Source organism: Thiopseudomonas alkaliphila (assembly GCF_001267175.1).
GTDB classification, from domain to species: domain Bacteria; phylum Pseudomonadota; class Gammaproteobacteria; order Pseudomonadales; family Pseudomonadaceae; genus Oblitimonas; species Oblitimonas alkaliphila.
In genome coordinates, this window is record NZ_CP012358.1 from 2,061,031 (window position 1) to 2,077,912 (window position 16,882).

Consider the following 16,882-nt stretch of genomic DNA (forward strand, 5'->3'; position numbering starts at 1 on the left):
ACCACAGGAGCGGGAGCGAATCCCGCTCCTTGCTCCACTTGGAGGAAAGGCCTTGAAAGATTTATTGAATCTATTAAAAAACCAGAGCCAGAATGAAGAGTTCGATGCGATTAAAATTTCGCTCGCCTCACCAGAACTGATTCGCTCCTGGTCATTTGGTGAAGTTAAAAAGCCAGAAACCATCAACTATCGTACGTTCAAGCCAGAGCGTGATGGGTTATTCTGTGCCAAAATTTTTGGTCCGGTTAAAGACTATGAGTGCTTGTGCGGTAAGTACAAGCGTTTGAAGCACCGCGGCGTTATTTGTGAGAAGTGCGGTGTTGAAGTGGCCCTATCTAAAGTTCGTCGTGAGCGTATGGCCCACATCGAACTGGCCTCGCCGGTTGCGCATATTTGGTTCTTGAAGTCCTTACCTAGCCGTATCGGTTTGTTATTGGATATGACACTGCGTGACATTGAGCGTGTGCTGTATTTTGAAAGCTACGTGGTGATTGATCCGGGTATGACTACCTTGGAGAAAAACCAGCTGCTCAATGACGAACAGTACTTTGAAGCCTTAGAAGAGTTTGGTGATGACTTTGATGCCCGCATGGGTGCTGAAGCTATTCGCGAACTGATGATGCAAATTGATCTGGACTACGAGATTGAGCGTCTGCGTGAAGAAATTCCGCAAACCAACTCTGAGACCAAGATCAAGAAACTTTCTAAGCGCTTAAAGCTGATGGAAGCCTTCCACGCCTCAGGTAATAAGCCTGAGTGGATGATCCTGACAGTGCTGCCGGTATTACCGCCAGATTTACGCCCACTGGTACCCTTGGATGGTGGTCGTTTTGCGACCTCAGATTTGAACGATCTGTACCGCCGGGTAATTAACCGTAACAACCGCTTAAAGCGCCTGTTAGATTTAGCTGCACCTGACATTATCGTACGTAACGAAAAACGTATGCTGCAAGAGTCAGTGGATGCGCTGTTAGATAACGGTCGTCGTGGTCGTGCGATTACTGGTAGCAACAAGCGTCCGCTTAAGTCCTTAGCTGATATGATTAAGGGTAAGCAGGGTCGTTTCCGTCAGAACCTGTTAGGTAAGCGGGTTGACTACTCGGGCCGTTCGGTAATTACCGTAGGACCTACCTTACGTCTGCACCAGTGCGGTCTACCGAAAAAAATGGCGCTTGAGCTATTTAAGCCTTTTATCTTCGGTAAGCTAGAAGAGCGTGGTTTAGCGACCACCATTAAAGCGGCGAAGAAAATGGTTGAGCGTGAGCTGCCAGAAGTATGGGACGTGTTAGCTGATGTGATTCGCGAGCACCCAGTACTGCTAAACCGTGCACCAACACTGCACCGTTTAGGTATTCAGGCATTTGAGCCGGTACTGATTGAAGGTAAAGCGATTCAGTTGCACCCCTTAGTGTGTGCGGCCTATAACGCTGACTTCGACGGTGACCAGATGGCGGTTCACGTACCACTGACCTTAGAGGCTCAGTTAGAAGCCCGTGCGTTAATGATGTCAACCAACAACATCTTATCGCCTGCAAACGGTGAGCCGATTATCGTTCCTTCCCAGGATGTGGTATTGGGTCTGTACTACATGACCCGTGAAGCAGTTAACGCCAAAGGTGAAGGCCGAATTTTTGCTGACTTGCAAGAAGTTGACCGCGTGTATCGCGCAGGTGAAGCTTCACTGCACGCAAAAGTTAAGGTGCGGATCACCGAAGCTGAGAAAAACGAGCAAGGTGAACTGGTCTATACCACTCATTTAGTGGATACCACGGTCGGTCGTGCATTGTTATTCCAAATCGTGCCGGATGGTCTTCCTTTTGCTTTGGTTAACCAAAGCATGAAAAAGAAAGCGATTTCTAACTTAATTAACCAGTGCTACCGCAGCGTTGGCTTAAAAGAAACCGTAATCTTTGCTGACCAGTTAATGTACGCCGGTTTTGCTTACTCCACTATTTCTGGAGTATCGATTGGGGTGAATGACTTTGTCATCCCTGATGAGAAAGCCGAGATCATTAACGCTGCGATTGATGACGTTAAAGAAATTGAAGATCAGTACGCCTCGGGTCTAGTTACTCAGGGTGAGAAGTACAACAAGGTAATTGACCTGTGGTCTAAAGCCAACGACGAAGTGTCCAAGAAAATGATGGCTAACCTCTCTAAAGAGAAGGTGGTTGATCGTGATGGCAACGAAGTTGAGCAAGAGTCCTTCAACTCCATGTATATGATGGCTGACTCGGGCGCGCGTGGTTCTGCGGCGCAGATTCGTCAGCTAGCTGGTATGCGTGGTCTGATGGCAAAACCTGATGGTTCGATTATTGAAACACCAATTACCGCTAACTTCCGTGAAGGTCTAAACGTACTGCAGTACTTTATTTCTACTCACGGTGCGCGTAAAGGTCTGGCAGATACCGCGTTGAAAACCGCTAACTCCGGTTACCTTACCCGTCGTCTGGTTGATGTGGCCCAAGACTTAGTAGTAACAGAAGTAGATTGCGGCACTGATAAGGGTCTATTAATGACTCCGCACATTGAAGGCGGTGACGTTGTAGAGCCATTAGGTGAGCGTGTACTTGGTCGGGTGGTAGCTCAAGATGTACTGGATCCGGCCAGCGATGAAGTATTGGTTCCAGCTGGAACGCTAGTGGATGAGCACTGGGTTGAGTTTATTGAAGCCAACAGTATCGATGAGATTTTAGTACGCTCACCGATCACCTGTGACACGCGTCACGGTATTTGTTCGTCCTGTTACGGTCGCGATCTAGCTCGTGGTCACATTGTTAACATGGGTGAGGCGGTTGGGGTTATTGCAGCTCAGTCAATTGGTGAGCCGGGTACCCAGCTAACCATGCGTACCTTCCACATTGGTGGTGCGGCGAGCCGAACTTCAGCGGTGGATAGCGTACAAGTTAAAAACGGCGGTACCGTACGCTTGGTAAACGTTAAGCACGTAACCCGTGAAGACGGTAACCTAGTATCGGTGTCGCGTTCAGGTGAGTTGGCGATTGCCGATGAGTTTGGTCGCGAGCGCGAGCGTTATAAGCTGCCATACGGTGCGGTTATCTCGGTTAAAGAAAACGACAAAGTGGCAGCGGGTGCGATTATCGCGAAATGGGATCCGCACACCCACCCAATCGTTTCTGAAACCACCGGTATCATTCAGTTTGTAGGTATGGAAGATGGTATTACCATCAAGCGCCAAACGGATGAGCTCACTGGTTTAAGTAACATTGAGGTACTGGATCCGAAAGATCGTCCGGCGGCCGGTAAAGAGTTGCGCCCAGCCATTAAGCTGGTCGACGAGCAAGGTAATGACTTGCTGTTACCTGGCACTGACGTTATTGCCCAGTACTTCTTACCTGCCCATGCGTTGGTTAACTTAACCGATGGTGGCCGGATTAATATTGGTGACGTAGTTGCCCGTATTCCGCAAGAAACTTCAAAAACCCGTGATATTACGGGTGGTCTGCCCCGCGTGGCTGACTTATTTGAAGCTCGTCGTCCAAAAGAAGCGGCGATTCTGGCGGAAATCAGCGGTACTATTTCCTTCGGTAAAGAAACTACCACTAAGCGTCGCTTAGTGATTACACCTACCGATGGTAGCGAGCCATATGAGGAGCTAATCCACAAGTGGCGTCACCTGAACGTATTCGAAGGGGAGCAAGTAAACCGTGGGGAAGTTATTTCCGACGGCCCAAGCAATCCGCACGATATTTTACGCCTGTTAGGTGTTAGTGCATTAGCGCGCTACATCGTGACTGAGATCCAAGAAGTTTACCGCCTGCAAGGGGTAAAAATTAACGATAAGCACATCGAAACCATCCTGCGTCAGATGCTGCGTAAAGTTGAGATCTTGGACTCAGGTGATTCTAGCCTGATCAAAGGTGATCAAGCGGAATACACCCAGGTATTGGAAGAAAATGAGCAGTTAGAAGCGAAAGATCGTTTCCCTGCCAAGTATGAGCGCGTGCTGTTAGGTATTACCAAAGCGTCCTTGTCAACTGAGTCGTTTATCTCTGCCGCATCGTTCCAAGAAACGACGCGCGTATTGACTGAAGCTGCAGTGACAGGTAAGCGCGACTACTTACGTGGACTGAAAGAAAACGTAGTTGTCGGCCGCTTGATTCCTGCTGGTACGGGTTTGGCTTATCATGCTGAGCGTAAAAACCAGCGTGCGCTAGACAGTGGTAATGTGAGTGCTAGCGATGTAGAAGCAGCACTGACAGAGGCGCTGAACTTAGCAGAATAGTGATTATTGCTCAGTAAAAAGAGTGGTAATTAACTTGACTGGGTACAAGAGTCTCATTAGACTCTTGTACCCTTGATTTTGGCTGAATTTTATTTGGCCATTTTTTCGTGTCGAAAGACAACAGTGGAGCAAATAGATGGCAACAATTAACCAGCTGGTGCGTAAGTCGCGCAAGCGTATCGTCGAAAAAAGCGACGTACCTGCGCTACAAAACTGCCCACAGCGTCGTGGAGTATGTACTCGTGTATATACCACTACGCCTAAAAAACCTAACTCAGCACTCCGTAAAGTGTGCCGTGTACGTTTAACTAACGGCTACGAAGTCGCTTCTTACATCGGTGGTGAAGGCCACAACTTGCAAGAGCACAGCGTTGTGTTAATCCGTGGTGGACGTGTTAAAGACTTACCGGGTGTGCGTTATCACACCGTACGTGGTTCTTTAGATACTTCTGGAGTTAAGGATCGTAAGCAAGGCCGTTCTAAATACGGTGCTAAGCGTCCTAAGTAGTAATCATTTTTTAATATCGAGTCGATAAGAGTAAGGTCGGGCGCTGTAACAGGAGTCCCGAGCTAACCTGAAGACCGTTTGAGGGCTTATCAATGCCAAGACGTCGCGTAGTCGCAAAGCGTGAGATCCTAGACGATCCAATGTACGGAAGTCAGATCCTCGCTAAATTTATGAACCACGTTATGGAAAGCGGTAAAAAAGCCGTTGCCGAGCGTATTGTTTATGGTGCATTAGACACCGTTAAAGCACGTAAAAACAGTGAGCCACTGGAAATCTTCGAGAAAGCACTCGAGGCCATCGCTCCGCTGGTCGAAGTAAAGTCCCGCCGCGTTGGTGGTGCGACTTACCAAGTTCCTGTTGAAGTGCGTCCATCTCGTCGTAACGCGCTAGCCATGCGTTGGTTAGTTGAAGCTGCGCGCAAGCGTGGTGAGAAATCTATGGCGCTACGTTTAGCAGGCGAACTGCTAGATGCTTCAGAAGGTAAAGGCGCTGCTGTTAAGAAGCGTGAAGACGTTCACCGTATGGCGGAAGCGAACAAAGCCTTCTCGCACTACCGCTTCTAATCTAGCGAGGAACCTATTGTGGCTCGTACAACACAAATTAACCGCTACCGTAACATCGGTATCTGTGCTCACGTAGACGCGGGTAAAACCACAACTACCGAGCGTATCCTGTTCTACACGGGTGTTAACCACAAGATGGGTGAAACCCACGATGGTGCTAGTACCACAGACTGGATGGCGCAAGAGCAAGAGCGCGGTATTACTATTACTTCTGCGGCGGTCACTGCTTTCTGGCAGGGTTCGCAAAAGCAGTATGACAACTACCGTGTTAACGTAATTGACACCCCCGGCCACGTTGACTTCACCATTGAAGTTGAGCGTTCGCTGCGTGTACTCGATGGTGCTGTGGTTGTATTCTGTGGTTCTTCAGGTGTTGAACCGCAGTCTGAAACCGTATGGCGTCAAGCAAACAAGTACGGTGTTCCACGTATCGTTTACGTGAACAAGCTAGACCGTCAAGGTGCTGACTTTAAACGCGTTGTAGCGCAAATTAAACAGCGCTTAGGTCACACGCCAGTGCCTATTCAGTTACCTATCGGTTCTGAAGAGAACTTCGTAGGTCAAGTTGATTTAATCAACATGAAAGCCTACTACTGGAACGACAACGACATGGGCATGACCTTCCGTGAGGAAGAAATCCCTGCCGAAATGCTTGCTGAAGCAGAAGAGTACCGTTCTAACCTAGTGGAAGCTGCGGCTGAAGCTAACGAAGAATTAATGGATAAGTACCTTGAAGAAGGTGAGCTGTCTATTGAAGAAATCAAAGCCGGTCTGCGCGCGCGTACTATTGCGTGTGAAATCGTACCTGCGGTTTGTGGTTCTTCGTTCAAGAACAAAGGTGTGCCATTAGTACTTGACGCCGTGATCGACTACTTACCAGCGCCGGATGAAATTCCTGCGATTAAAGGTGTTGATCCACGTGACGAAGAGAAAACTGGTGAGCGTAAGTCAAGCGATAGCGAGCCATTTGCTGCATTAGCGTTCAAAATTGCTGCTGACCCATTCGTGGGCACTTTAACCTTCGTTCGTGTTTACTCGGGTGTTCTGTCTTCCGGTGACTCAGTTCTGAACTCAGTTAAAGGTAAGCGTGAGCGCGTAGGTCGTATGGTGCAGATGCACGCTAACGATCGTCAAGAGATTAAAGAAGTGCGCGCGGGTGATATCGCAGCACTGATTGGTATGAAAGACGTGACCACAGGTGAAACTCTGTGTGACATGGATAACCCAATCATTCTTGAGCGTATGGAGTTCCCAGAGCCTGTTATCTCGGTAGCGGTTGAGCCAAAAACTAAGGCTGACCAAGAGAAAATGGGTATCGCTCTTGGCCGTTTGGCACAAGAGGATCCATCGTTCCGCGTTAAGACTGACGAAGAAACTGGTCAAACCATTATTTCTGGTATGGGTGAGCTTCACCTAGACGTACTGGTTGACCGTATGCGTCGTGAGTTTAACGTTGAAGCAAACATTGGTAAGCCTCAAGTTGCTTACCGTGAAACAATCCGCAACAGCTGCGAAATCGAAGGTAAGTTCGTTCGTCAGTCTGGTGGTCGTGGTCAGTTTGGTCACTGTTGGATTCGTTTCGCCCCTGCTGACGAAGGTCAGGAAGGGTTGGAGTTCCACAACGAAATCGTTGGTGGTGTAATTCCAAAAGATTACATTCCTGCGATCCAGAAAGGTATCGAAGAGCAGATGAAAAACGGTGTGGTAGCCGGTTATCCTCTGATCGGTCTGAAAGCGACAGTTTTCGACGGTTCGTACCACGATGTTGACTCCAACGAAATGGCGTTTAAGATCGCTGCGTCTATGGCAACAAAACAGCTTGCACAAAAAGGCGGTGCTGTGTTACTAGAGCCAGTGATGCAGGTTGAAGTTGTAACGCCAGAGGATTACATGGGTGACGTGATGGGAGACTTGAACCGTCGCCGCGGCCTGATTCAGGGTATGGATGACAGCCCATCAGGTAAGGTAATTCGCGCAGAGGTTCCTTTAGGAGAGATGTTTGGTTACGCTACCGACGTTCGCTCCATGTCACAAGGTCGCGCGAGCTACTCTATGGAGTTCTCAAAGTACGCAGAAGCACCAGCGAACATCGCTGATGCGATTGTTAAAAAACAAGATTGATCCCGCCCATTAAGTAAGAGGTTACATATCGTGGCTAAGGAAAAATTCGAACGCAGTAAACCGCACTTAAACGTTGGTACTATTGGTCACGTTGACCACGGTAAAACCACGTTAACAGCTGCATTAACTCGTGTATGTGCTGAAGTTTTCGGTGGCGCAGGCTCTTCTAAGGGCTATGACCAAATCGATAACGCTCCAGAAGAGAAAGCACGTGGTATCACCATTAACACGTCACACGTAGAGTACGATTCTCCGACTCGTCACTATGCGCACGTTGACTGCCCAGGTCACGCCGACTACGTTAAAAACATGATCACTGGTGCTGCTCAGATGGACGGCGCTATTCTGGTTTGTTCAGCGGCTGATGGCCCTATGCCACAGACCCGTGAGCACATCCTGCTGTCACGTCAGGTAGGTGTTCCGTACATCGTTGTGTTCCTGAACAAAGCGGACATGGTTGACGATGAAGAGCTGTTAGAGCTAGTTGAAATGGAAGTGCGTGACCTGCTCAGCACTTACGATTTCCCAGGCGATGACACCCCAATCATCACCGGTTCTGCATTAATGGCACTGAACGGCGAAGATGAAAACGGCCTAGGTACTACTGCGGTTAAGACCCTGGTAGAAACTTTAGACGCGTACATCCCAGAGCCAGTACGTGCAATCGATCAGGCGTTCTTGATGCCAATCGAAGACGTATTCTCAATTTCAGGCCGTGGTACTGTAGTAACTGGTCGTGTTGAGCGCGGTATCGTTAAAGTCGGTGAAGAGATCGAGATCGTTGGTCTGAAAGACACCACTAAAACTACCTGTACCGGTGTTGAGATGTTCCGTAAACTGCTCGACGAAGGTCGTGCGGGTGAGAACTGCGGTATCTTACTGCGTGGTACTAAGCGTGAAGACGTTCAGCGTGGTCAAGTACTGGCTAAGCCAGGCACGATCAAGCCGCACACCAAGTTTGAAGCAGAAGTTTACGTTCTGTCTAAAGACGAAGGTGGTCGCCATACTCCGTTCTTCAAAGGCTACCGTCCACAGTTCTACTTCCGTACTACGGACGTAACTGGTAACTGTGAGCTGCCAGAAGGCGTAGAAATGGTAATGCCAGGCGATAACGTTAAGCTAGAAGTTACTTTGATCGCGCCGATTGCGATGGAAGAAGGCTTACGCTTTGCGATTCGTGAAGGCGGTCGTACCGTAGGTGCGGGCGTTGTTGCGAAAATTATTGCTTAAGCAATGAATCAGCAAGAAGCCTCCTTTATGGGGGCTTTTTGTGTTTATAGTTGACATGCTGGTAATGCAAGATTAAAATTGCGCCTCCTTTTGCTTCGTGATTGCACGTGGCAGGGAAATACTAGGAGTCTGAGGTCAAAATGCAAAATCAACAAATCCGTATCCGGTTGAAGGCTTTTGACCATCGCCTGATCGATCAATCAACCCAGGAAATCGTAGAAACTGCGAAACGTACTGGTGCTCAGGTGCGTGGTCCGATCCCGCTCCCTACTCGTAAGGAACGATTCACTGTTCTGGTTTCTCCGCACGTTAACAAAGACGCGCGTGACCAGTATGAGATTCGTACTCATAAGCGTGTGCTGGACATCGTTCAGCCAACAGATAAAACTGTTGATGCTCTTATGAAGCTCGACCTTGCAGCGGGTGTGGAAGTACAAATTAGCCTCGGCTAAGTCATACAGCGACTTACGTCGTGTAACGCTCTGCAATGGGCGGCCATAGCGGGTGAAAGCCCCGTACACTCATGAGGTTTTAAAGCATGACTATTGGTGTAGTCGGTCGTAAATGCGGCATGACCCGTATTTTCACCGAAGAAGGTGTCTCGATTCCGGTGACTGTAATTGAAGTCGAACCGAATCGCGTGACCCAATTCAAAACAGAAGAGACTGACGGTTATCGTGCCGTACAGGTGACTTACGGCGTACGTCGTGACTCACGTGTTACTAAAGCACAGAAAGGTCACTTCTCTAAGGCTGGCGTTGCAGCTGGTCGTAAAGTGGTTGAGTTCCGTCTGGAAGAAGGCGAATACCAAGCCGGCGATCAAGTAACTACCGAGTTATTTGAAGCAGGTCAAAAGGTAGACGTTACTGGCCAGTCTAAAGGTAAGGGCTTTGCCGGTACCATTAAGCGCTGGAATTTCCGCGGACAAGACAACACACACGGTAACTCCGTATCTCACCGTGTCCCTGGTTCTATTGGTCAGTGCCAAACTCCAGGTCGCGTATTTAAGGGTAAAAAAATGTCTGGTCATATGGGCGCTGAGCGCGTGACCGTGCAATCCCTTGAAGTGGTGCGTGTTGATGCTGAGCGCAATTTACTATTAGTTAAAGGTGCTGTACCAGGCGCTACTGGTAGTGATGTGATTGTGCGTCCGGCAGTCAAGGCTCGCGGTTAAGAGAGGAATGCCGAAAATGCAATTAAATGTTAATGGCGCCCAAGCTATCGAAGTTTGTGAGCGTACTTTTGGCGCTGAGTTTAACGAGACACTAGTACACCAAGCAGTTGTTGCTTACATGGCTGGTGGTCGTCAAGGCACTAAAAAGCAAAAAACACGTTCCGAAGTTTCTGGTGGTGGCCGTAAGCCATGGCGTCAGAAAGGAACTGGTCGTGCCCGTGCAGGTAGTATCCGTAGCCCAATCTGGGTTGGCGGTGGTGCTACATTTGCTGCGCGTCCACAAGATCATTCGCAAAAACTAAACAAGAAAATGTATCGCGCTGCGATGCGTTCTATTCTTGCAGAATTGGTTCGTCAAGAGCGCTTAGTCGTTGTTGAAGAATTTGCAGTTGATGCGCCCAAAACTAAAGGCTTACTCACTAAGTTAGAAGCTTTAGGTTTACAGGACGTACTGATTGTTTCCGATTCAGTTGAGCAGAATCTGTACTTAGCTGCACGCAACCTACCACACGTAGATGTGCGTGACGTACAAGGTTCTGATCCAGTGAGCCTAATTGCATATGACAAAGTCTTAATGACTGTCTCTGCAGTTAAGAAGTTTGAGGAGATGCTAGGATGAACCAAGAACGCGTATTCAAAGTGCTACTTGGCCCGCACATCTCTGAAAAGGCCACTATGTTAGCTGACGGTAAAAGTCAGTTCGTTTTCAAAGTTGCAGTCGATGCAACTAAGCTGGAAATCAAGACCGCTGTTGAACAACTGTTCGAGGTTAAAGTAGCTAACGTTACTACCGTTAAAGTAAACGGTAAGACTAAGCGTACTGCTCGTGGTTTAGGCAAGCGTAGCGACTGGAAAAAAGCGTACATTGCGCTGCAGCCAGGCCAGGATCTCGATTTCATCAGCGCTGCTGAGTAAGCTAGAGGTGCATCATGGCAATTGTTAAATGCAAACCGACTTCCGCTGGACGCCGTTTCGTCGTTCGCGTAGTCAACAAGGAGTTGCATAAAGGCGCTCCTTACGCACCACTGCTCGAGAAAAAATCGAAGACTGGTGGTCGTAACCATAATGGCCGTATTACTACCCGTCATATCGGTGGTGGTCATAAGCAACATTATCGTTTGGTCGATTTCCGTCGCAACAAAGATGGCATCCCAGCTATCGTTGAGCGCTTAGAATACGATCCAAACCGTACCGCACACATTGCACTATTAAAGTACTTAGACGGCGAGCGTCGCTATGTATTAGCCCCTAAAGGTGTTAGTGCCGGTGAGCAATTAATGTCGGGCGCACACGCTCCGATTAAAGCGGGTAACTGCTTACCTTTACGTAACGTACCAGTAGGTTCTACGGTTCACGCGATTGAGTTAAAACCAGGTAAGGGCGCGCAAATTGCACGTTCAGCTGGTACTTCAGCGCAAGTTGTTGCCCGTGAAGGCAACTACGTGACCCTGCGTTTACGTTCAGGTGAGATGCGTAAAGTTCTCGCAGATTGCCGTGCAACATTAGGCGAAGTTTCAAACCATGAGCACTTCTTGCGCTCCTATGGTAAAGCTGGTGCGAAGCGTTGGGCGGGTGTTCGTCCAAGCGTTCGTGGTGCTGCTATGAACCCTGTAGATCACCCACACGGTGGTGGTGAGGGTCGTACTTCTGGTGGTCGTCACCCGGTTACTCCGTGGGGCAAGCCAACGAAGGGTGCGAAAACTCGTACCAACAAGCGCACTACCAACATGATTGTTCATCGCCGCAAGTAATTAGAGGGATAAACTAGTGCCACGTTCACTGAAAAAAGGTCCTTTTATCGATCTTCACCTCTTGAAGAAGGTCGAAACCGCGGTAGAGAAGAACGATCGCAAACCAGTAAAAACCTGGTCGCGCCGCTCTATCATTCTGCCGCAAATGGTGGGTTTAACCATCGCAGTACATAACGGTCGTCAACACGTTCCCGTTCTCGTGAGCGAAGATATGGTTGGCCATAAACTCGGCGAATTTGCTGCTACTCGTACCTATCGTGGTCACGTAGCAGACAAGAAAGCCAGACGCTAAGGAGTAAGTAAGATGGAAGTAGCTGCTAAGTTATCCGGCGCTAGCATTTCCGCTCAGAAAGCTCGCTTGGTCGCTGACCAAATTCGCGGGAAGAAAGTGGGTGAAGCGCTTAACTTGTTAGCCTTCAGCAGCAAAAAAGCTGCTGTGCTTTTCAAGAAAGTTCTTGAGTCGGCTGTAGCCAACGCAGAGCATAACGAAGGCGCTGATATCGACGATTTAGTCGTATCAACTGTTTTCGTTAACGAGGGTCGTTCTTTGAAACGTATCATGCCACGCGCTAAAGGCCGTGCAGATCGTATCATCAAGCGCTCTTGCCATATCACTGTCAAGGTTGCCGACAAGTAACGGAGTTGATCAGATGGGTCAGAAAGTACATCCCGTTGGCATACGCCTGGGAATCGTCAAAGATCACACGTCAGTCTGGTATGCAGACCGCAAAGATTATGCGGATTATCTGAATGCTGACTTAGAAGTACGTGCGTATCTTTTAGACAAACTAAAAAACGCGTCCGTGAGCCGTGTCGACATCGCTCGTCCAGCTCAGACTGCACGCATTACTATCCACACTGCGCGTCCTGGTATTGTTATCGGGAAAAAAGGTGAGGATGTAGAAAAACTGCGTCAGGACCTGACCAAGAAAATGGGTGTGCCTGTGCACATCAATATCGAAGAGATTCGTAAGCCAGAGCTCGATGCGATGCTGGTTGCTCAGAGCGTTGCTCAGCAATTAGAGCGTCGTGTAATGTTCCGTCGCGCAATGAAGCGTGCGGTGCAGAGCGCAATGCGTCTTGGTGCTAAAGGTATCAAGATTCAGGTAGGCGGTCGTCTTGGTGGTGCTGAAATCGCACGTTCGGAGTGGTATCGCGAAGGCCGTGTGCCGTTGCACACGTTGCGCGCAGATATCGATTATGCCACCTATGAAGCTCATACTACGTATGGTGTTTTAGGCGTAAAGGTTTGGATCTTTAAGGGCGAGGTCATCGGTGGCCAGCACGAAGAACTAAAACCTGTTGCACCAACACCGCGTAAGAAAGCTGGACGATAAGGAGTACGCCACATGTTACAGCCAAAGCGTACGAAGTTCCGCAAGATGATGACAGGCCACAACCGTGGTCTAGCACAACGCGGCAGCAAGGTTAGCTTCGGTGAGTATGCTTTAAAAGCTACTGGCCGCGGTCGCCTAACAGCACGTCAGATTGAAGCAGCGCGTCGTGCGTTGACCCGTCACGTTAAGCGTGGTGGTAAAATCTGGATCCGTGTTTTCCCCGACAAGCCAATTACCAAGAAGCCTCTTGAGGTTCGTATGGGTAAAGGTAAAGGTTCTGTTGAATATTGGGTAGCCCTAATTCAGCCGGGCAAGGTCCTATACGAAATTGAAGGTGTGTCCGAAGAACTCGCGCGTGAAGCATTTGCTTTAGCCGCTGCGAAGTTACCTATCGCTACCTCCTTTGTTAAACGGACGGTGATGTGATGAAAGCTAACGAACTTCGTGAAAAATCAGTAGAGCAGTTGAATGAGCAGTTGCTCGAATTACTGCGCGATCAGTTCAACCTGCGTATGCAGAAAGCAACTGGTCAGTTAGGGCAGTCACACCTGCTCACACAAGTTAGACGCGACATTGCGCGCGTTAAAACTGTGCTCAACCAGAAGGCAGGTAATTAATCATGGCTGAAGCTCAGAATGTAGTCCGCACGCTAACCGGTCGTGTTGTTAGCGATAAAATGGACAAAACCATTACTGTATTGATTGAGCGTCGCGTTAAGCACCCAATCTTTGGTAAATATCTTAAGCGTTCGACCAAACTGCACGCCCACGATGAAACCAACCAATGCCGTATCGGCGACAAAGTCACTATTCGTGAAACTCGTCCGGTAGCTAAGACTAAGTCTTGGGCATTAGTTGAAATCGTTGAACGCGCAGAAGTGGTCTAAGGGCCTAGGGTCGGAGAAATTATATGATTCAGACTCAATCTATGCTCGATGTGGCCGATAACAGCGGCGCGCGTCGTGTAATGTGCATCAAGGTCCTAGGCGGTTCACACCGCCGCTATGCTGCAATCGGTGACATCATTAAGGTTACCGTTAAGGAAGCAATTCCACGCGGCAAAGTGAAAAAGGGCCAAGTAATGACCGCTGTTGTTGTGCGTACCCGTCATGGTGTACGTCGCGCAGATGGTTCCATCATTCGTTTCGATGGCAACGCTGCTGTTCTTTTGAACACTAAGCAAGAGCCAATCGGAACACGTATCTTCGGGCCAGTGACGCGCGAACTTCGTACTGAGAAGTTCATGAAAATCGTTTCACTCGCACCCGAAGTACTGTAAGGAGTAGCCGTCATGCAAAAGATTCGTCGTGACGACGAGGTCATCGTCATTGCCGGCAAGGATAAGGGCGAAAAAGGTAAAGTACTAAAAGTGCTGGCTGATAATCGCGTAGTAGTGGCTGGCGTTAACTTAGTTAAACGCCACACTAAGCCTAATCCAATGCTCGGAACTCAAGGCGGTATCGTCGAGAAAGAAGCGCCATTGCACGTTTCTAATGTGGCTATTTTTAACGCAGAAACTAACAAGGCTGATCGCGTTGGTTTTAAAGTTGAAGACGGCAAAAAGATTCGTGTCTTCAAATCCACTCAAAAGCCAGTTGGCGCTTGAGATAAATAGGTGAAATGATGGCACGATTAAAAGATTTATACCGTAACGAACTTGCACCACAGCTTAAAGAAGAACTTAAGCTAGCTAACGTGATGGAAGTTCCACGTATTACTAAAATCACTCTGAACATGGGTTTAGGTGAAGCCGTTACCGATAAGAAAATTATCGATAACGCAGTGGCTGATCTAGAAAAAATCACCGGTCAAAAGCCTGTGGTCACCTATGCGCGCAAATCTATCGCTGGTTTTAAAATCCGTGATGGTTGGCCGATCGGGGTTAAAGTAACTTTACGTAACGATCGTATGTACGAGTTCTTAGACCGTCTGCTAAGTATCTCTTTACCACGTGTACGTGACTTCCGTGGCCTGAACGGTAAATCGTTCGACGGTCATGGTAACTACAGCATGGGTGTAAAAGAGCAGATTATCTTCCCAGAAATCGACTACGATAAAATCGATGCGCTACGTGGTTTAGATATTACTCTAACTACATCTGCGCGTAACGATGATGAAGGCCGTGCGTTACTCAAGGCTTTCAAATTCCCGTTCCGTAACTGAGGATTAGCAAATGGCTAAAATGGGCATGAAAAACCGTGAGCTGAAGCGTCAGCGCACGGTCGCTAAATTCGCTGAAAAGCGTGCAGCGCTCAAAGCAACCATCGCCAATCCGAACTCCACCGCTGAAGAGCGTTGGGACGCGCAGGTTGCTTTACAAAAGCAACCGCGTGATGCAAGCCGTTCACGTTTACGTAACCGCTGCCGCATCACTGGCCGTCCGCACGGTGTATACCGTAAGTTCGGACTAGGCCGTAACAAACTTCGTGAAGCTGCAATGCGCGGTGATGTACCAGGTTTAGTTAAGGCTAGCTGGTAATTTAACAACTGAAACTATTTCAGTTTGTTGAAAAAATGATCAAGCCCCTTCATTGGGGCTTGATTCGTTTTTACTATTTCATTTACAATGCCTGACTCGCAACAAGACCGAGGGTTTTGTGTGCGTGTTTCTAATGGTCGTGAGACCTCAATCTTTTCAGGAGCTACAAGCCCATGAGTATGCAGGACCCGTTAGCTGATATGCTAACTCGTATCCGTAATGCCCAGATGGCTGAGAAATCCGTAGTTACCATGCCTTCTTCAACACTGAAAGTCGCTGTTGCGAACGTGTTAAAAGAAGAAGGTTACGTAGCGGATTATCAGATCAGCGGTGACGCGAAACCTCTGCTTTCCATCGAACTAAAGTATTTCGAAGGCCGTCCGGTCATCGAAGAGTTACAGCGCGTAAGCCGTCCTGGTCTGCGCCAGTACAAAGCTGCTGGTGAATTGCCGCAAGTCCGTGGCGGACTGGGTGTAGCGATTGTTTCCACCAATAAAGGTGTGATGACTGATCGCGCCGCGCGTGCTGCCGGTATCGGTGGCGAAGTTCTTTGCAGTGTATTCTAAGGGGATCAAGCATGTCTCGCGTTGCTAAAAATCCCGTTAAGCTACCTGCTGGCGTAGAACTTAAACTCGCTGGCCAACAGCTTTCGGTAAAAGGTGCTAAAGGCGCTTTAGAATTGACTATTCACCCAGCCGTTGAGGTTTCTCAAGAGGATGGCGAGTTACGTTTTGCAGCTCGCAGTGGTGATCAACAGTCACGTGCTATGGCCGGTACTACCCGTGCCTTAGTAAACAATATGGTAGTGGGTGTAAGCCAAGGCTTTGAGCGTAAGCTACAACTAGTTGGTGTAGGTTACCGTGCGCAAGCTAAAGGTAGTGTGCTTTCACTCGCATTAGGTTTCTCTCACTCAATCGAGTATGAGCTGCCAGAAGGCGTAACCGCAGAAACTCCAAGTGCTACTGATATCGTGATTCGCGGTATTGATAAGCAAGTACTTGGTCAAGTAGCGGCAGAGATTCGCGATTACCGTCGCCCAGAGCCATACAAAGGCAAGGGTGTACGTTACGCTGAAGAAAACGTACTTCGTAAAGAAGCTAAGAAGAAGTAGGGCCTAGCAAAATGACCGACAAAAAAGTTTCAAGACTGCGTCGCGCTCGCAAAGCACGCCTGAAAATGCAAGAACTGCAAACAGTTCGTCTTTGCGTGTATCGCTCTTCGCAGCACATTTACGCCCAAGTGATTTCTGCTGACGGCGGTAAAGTATTAGTTCAAGCTTCTACTTTAGATAAAGAACTGCGCGATGGCGCAACAGGTAACATCGAAGCGGCCAAGAAAGTTGGCCAATTAGTTGCCGAGCGTGCTAAAGCGGTAGGAGTTGCCAAAGTGGCTTTTGACCGTTCTGGCTTCAAGTACCACGGCCGTGTGAAAGCATTGGCTGATGCTGCTCGTGAAGGCGGGCTGGAGTTTTAAG

At 48.7% G+C, this 16,882-nt stretch carries 23 protein-coding genes; all 23 read left to right on the forward strand.

The genetic code is table 11. The features are described 5' to 3' along the window. Nucleotides 1-52 precede the first annotated feature (52 nt). Nucleotides 53-4,246, forward strand: coding sequence for a DNA-directed RNA polymerase subunit beta' (rpoC, locus tag AKN87_RS09970; protein ID WP_053103337.1), 4,194 nt, complete (start codon nucleotides 53-55; stop codon nucleotides 4,244-4,246). Between the two features lie 136 nt (nucleotides 4,247-4,382). Further along, nucleotides 4,383-4,754, forward strand: coding sequence for a 30S ribosomal protein S12 (gene rpsL, locus AKN87_RS09975; RefSeq protein WP_053100970.1), 372 nt, complete (start codon nucleotides 4,383-4,385; stop codon nucleotides 4,752-4,754). A 92-nt stretch (nucleotides 4,755-4,846) separates the two neighbouring features. Next, on the forward strand, nucleotides 4,847-5,317 hold the full coding sequence (gene rpsG, locus AKN87_RS09980; RefSeq protein WP_053100971.1) for a 30S ribosomal protein S7: 471 nt from the start codon (nucleotides 4,847-4,849) through the stop codon (nucleotides 5,315-5,317). An 18-nt stretch (nucleotides 5,318-5,335) separates the two neighbouring features. Next, nucleotides 5,336-7,438, forward strand: a complete 2,103-nt coding sequence (fusA, locus tag AKN87_RS09985; protein ID WP_053100973.1) for an elongation factor G — start codon at nucleotides 5,336-5,338, stop codon at nucleotides 7,436-7,438. Between the two features lie 30 nt (nucleotides 7,439-7,468). Beyond that, entirely contained in the window at nucleotides 7,469-8,668 is a 1,200-nt protein-coding gene (gene tuf, locus AKN87_RS09990; protein ID WP_053103335.1) for an elongation factor Tu, read from the forward strand. A 140-nt stretch (nucleotides 8,669-8,808) separates the two neighbouring features. After that, nucleotides 8,809-9,120: a 30S ribosomal protein S10 gene (rpsJ, locus tag AKN87_RS09995; RefSeq protein WP_003186070.1), complete on the forward strand. Its 312-nt coding sequence runs from the start codon at nucleotides 8,809-8,811 to the stop codon at nucleotides 9,118-9,120. An 86-nt stretch (nucleotides 9,121-9,206) separates the two neighbouring features. Next, nucleotides 9,207-9,842 carry a 50S ribosomal protein L3 gene (gene rplC / locus AKN87_RS10000; protein WP_053100975.1) on the forward strand — a complete coding sequence of 212 codons (636 nt, stop codon included), beginning with the start codon at nucleotides 9,207-9,209 and terminating at the stop codon, nucleotides 9,840-9,842. A gap of 16 nt (nucleotides 9,843-9,858) precedes the next feature. Beyond that, the gene (gene rplD, locus AKN87_RS10005) at nucleotides 9,859-10,461 is read left to right on the forward strand and encodes a 50S ribosomal protein L4 (RefSeq protein WP_053101978.1); all 603 of its coding nucleotides are present in this window, start codon (nucleotides 9,859-9,861) and stop codon (nucleotides 10,459-10,461) included. Then, nucleotides 10,458-10,757, forward strand: coding sequence for a 50S ribosomal protein L23 (gene rplW, locus AKN87_RS10010; protein ID WP_053100976.1), 300 nt, complete (start codon nucleotides 10,458-10,460; stop codon nucleotides 10,755-10,757). Before rplD ends, rplW begins: the two co-directional genes overlap by 4 nt. 14 nt (nucleotides 10,758-10,771) lie before the next feature. Then, nucleotides 10,772-11,593: a 50S ribosomal protein L2 gene (gene rplB, locus AKN87_RS10015; RefSeq protein WP_053100977.1), complete on the forward strand. Its 822-nt coding sequence runs from the start codon at nucleotides 10,772-10,774 to the stop codon at nucleotides 11,591-11,593. Between the two features lie 16 nt (nucleotides 11,594-11,609). After that, nucleotides 11,610-11,885 carry a 30S ribosomal protein S19 gene (gene rpsS, locus AKN87_RS10020; protein WP_053100978.1) on the forward strand — a complete coding sequence of 92 codons (276 nt, stop codon included), beginning with the start codon at nucleotides 11,610-11,612 and terminating at the stop codon, nucleotides 11,883-11,885. Nucleotides 11,886-11,897: 12 nt separating this feature from the next. Further along, nucleotides 11,898-12,230, forward strand: coding sequence for a 50S ribosomal protein L22 (rplV, locus tag AKN87_RS10025; RefSeq protein WP_053100979.1), 333 nt, complete (start codon nucleotides 11,898-11,900; stop codon nucleotides 12,228-12,230). Nucleotides 12,231-12,243: 13 nt separating this feature from the next. Beyond that, a complete protein-coding gene (gene rpsC, locus AKN87_RS10030) occupies nucleotides 12,244-12,930 on the forward strand; it encodes a 30S ribosomal protein S3 (RefSeq protein ID WP_053100980.1) in 687 nt (228 codons plus the stop codon). A gap of 12 nt (nucleotides 12,931-12,942) precedes the next feature. Next, nucleotides 12,943-13,356, forward strand: a complete 414-nt coding sequence (gene rplP / locus AKN87_RS10035) for a 50S ribosomal protein L16 (protein ID WP_053100981.1) — start codon at nucleotides 12,943-12,945, stop codon at nucleotides 13,354-13,356. Next, nucleotides 13,356-13,547: a 50S ribosomal protein L29 gene (rpmC, locus tag AKN87_RS10040; protein WP_053100982.1), complete on the forward strand. Its 192-nt coding sequence runs from the start codon at nucleotides 13,356-13,358 to the stop codon at nucleotides 13,545-13,547. Before rplP ends, rpmC begins: the two co-directional genes overlap by 1 nt. 2 nt (nucleotides 13,548-13,549) lie before the next feature. Beyond that, a complete protein-coding gene (gene rpsQ, locus AKN87_RS10045; RefSeq protein WP_053100983.1) occupies nucleotides 13,550-13,816 on the forward strand; it encodes a 30S ribosomal protein S17 in 267 nt (88 codons plus the stop codon). Between the two features lie 23 nt (nucleotides 13,817-13,839). Then, nucleotides 13,840-14,208, forward strand: coding sequence for a 50S ribosomal protein L14 (gene rplN, locus AKN87_RS10050; protein WP_053100984.1), 369 nt, complete (start codon nucleotides 13,840-13,842; stop codon nucleotides 14,206-14,208). A gap of 12 nt (nucleotides 14,209-14,220) precedes the next feature. After that, on the forward strand, nucleotides 14,221-14,535 hold the full coding sequence (gene rplX, locus AKN87_RS10055) for a 50S ribosomal protein L24 (RefSeq protein ID WP_053100985.1): 315 nt from the start codon (nucleotides 14,221-14,223) through the stop codon (nucleotides 14,533-14,535). 17 nt (nucleotides 14,536-14,552) lie between these two features. Beyond that, a complete protein-coding gene (rplE, locus tag AKN87_RS10060) occupies nucleotides 14,553-15,092 on the forward strand; it encodes a 50S ribosomal protein L5 (RefSeq protein WP_053100986.1) in 540 nt (179 codons plus the stop codon). 10 nt (nucleotides 15,093-15,102) lie between these two features. After that, nucleotides 15,103-15,408, forward strand: coding sequence for a 30S ribosomal protein S14 (rpsN, locus tag AKN87_RS10065; protein ID WP_053100987.1), 306 nt, complete (start codon nucleotides 15,103-15,105; stop codon nucleotides 15,406-15,408). A 173-nt stretch (nucleotides 15,409-15,581) separates the two neighbouring features. After that, entirely contained in the window at nucleotides 15,582-15,974 is a 393-nt protein-coding gene (rpsH, locus tag AKN87_RS10070; protein ID WP_053100988.1) for a 30S ribosomal protein S8, read from the forward strand. A gap of 11 nt (nucleotides 15,975-15,985) precedes the next feature. Further along, nucleotides 15,986-16,519 carry a 50S ribosomal protein L6 gene (gene rplF, locus AKN87_RS10075; RefSeq protein ID WP_053100989.1) on the forward strand — a complete coding sequence of 178 codons (534 nt, stop codon included), beginning with the start codon at nucleotides 15,986-15,988 and terminating at the stop codon, nucleotides 16,517-16,519. 11 nt (nucleotides 16,520-16,530) lie between these two features. Beyond that, on the forward strand, nucleotides 16,531-16,881 hold the full coding sequence (rplR, locus tag AKN87_RS10080; RefSeq protein ID WP_053100990.1) for a 50S ribosomal protein L18: 351 nt from the start codon (nucleotides 16,531-16,533) through the stop codon (nucleotides 16,879-16,881). Nucleotide 16,882: the final 1 nt, after the last annotated feature.

What these genes read in the sequence shown, in the direction of transcription:
- rpsC (WP_053100980.1), top strand. Translation starts at nt 12,244, where the DNA reads ATGGGTCAGAAAGTACATCCCGTTGGCATACGCCTGGGAATCGTCAAA.
- rplN (WP_053100984.1), top strand. Translation starts at nt 13,840, where the DNA reads ATGATTCAGACTCAATCTATGCTCGATGTGGCCGATAACAGCGGCGCG.
- rplF (WP_053100989.1), top strand. Translation starts at nt 15,986, where the DNA reads ATGTCTCGCGTTGCTAAAAATCCCGTTAAGCTACCTGCTGGCGTAGAA.
- rpsL (WP_053100970.1), top strand. Translation starts at nt 4,383, where the DNA reads ATGGCAACAATTAACCAGCTGGTGCGTAAGTCGCGCAAGCGTATCGTC.
- rplR (WP_053100990.1), top strand. Translation starts at nt 16,531, where the DNA reads ATGACCGACAAAAAAGTTTCAAGACTGCGTCGCGCTCGCAAAGCACGC.
- rplD (WP_053101978.1), top strand. Translation starts at nt 9,859, where the DNA reads ATGCAATTAAATGTTAATGGCGCCCAAGCTATCGAAGTTTGTGAGCGT.
- rpsH (WP_053100988.1), top strand. Translation starts at nt 15,582, where the DNA reads ATGAGTATGCAGGACCCGTTAGCTGATATGCTAACTCGTATCCGTAAT.
- rpsN (WP_053100987.1), top strand. Translation starts at nt 15,103, where the DNA reads ATGGCTAAAATGGGCATGAAAAACCGTGAGCTGAAGCGTCAGCGCACG.
- rpsG (WP_053100971.1), top strand. Translation starts at nt 4,847, where the DNA reads ATGCCAAGACGTCGCGTAGTCGCAAAGCGTGAGATCCTAGACGATCCA.
- rplC (WP_053100975.1), top strand. Translation starts at nt 9,207, where the DNA reads ATGACTATTGGTGTAGTCGGTCGTAAATGCGGCATGACCCGTATTTTC.
- rplE (WP_053100986.1), top strand. Translation starts at nt 14,553, where the DNA reads ATGGCACGATTAAAAGATTTATACCGTAACGAACTTGCACCACAGCTT.
- rplW (WP_053100976.1), top strand. Translation starts at nt 10,458, where the DNA reads ATGAACCAAGAACGCGTATTCAAAGTGCTACTTGGCCCGCACATCTCT.
- rpsQ (WP_053100983.1), top strand. Translation starts at nt 13,550, where the DNA reads ATGGCTGAAGCTCAGAATGTAGTCCGCACGCTAACCGGTCGTGTTGTT.
- rpsJ (WP_003186070.1), top strand. Translation starts at nt 8,809, where the DNA reads ATGCAAAATCAACAAATCCGTATCCGGTTGAAGGCTTTTGACCATCGC.
- rplB (WP_053100977.1), top strand. Translation starts at nt 10,772, where the DNA reads ATGGCAATTGTTAAATGCAAACCGACTTCCGCTGGACGCCGTTTCGTC.
- rpmC (WP_053100982.1), top strand. Translation starts at nt 13,356, where the DNA reads ATGAAAGCTAACGAACTTCGTGAAAAATCAGTAGAGCAGTTGAATGAG.
- rplV (WP_053100979.1), top strand. Translation starts at nt 11,898, where the DNA reads ATGGAAGTAGCTGCTAAGTTATCCGGCGCTAGCATTTCCGCTCAGAAA.
- rplP (WP_053100981.1), top strand. Translation starts at nt 12,943, where the DNA reads ATGTTACAGCCAAAGCGTACGAAGTTCCGCAAGATGATGACAGGCCAC.
- rplX (WP_053100985.1), top strand. Translation starts at nt 14,221, where the DNA reads ATGCAAAAGATTCGTCGTGACGACGAGGTCATCGTCATTGCCGGCAAG.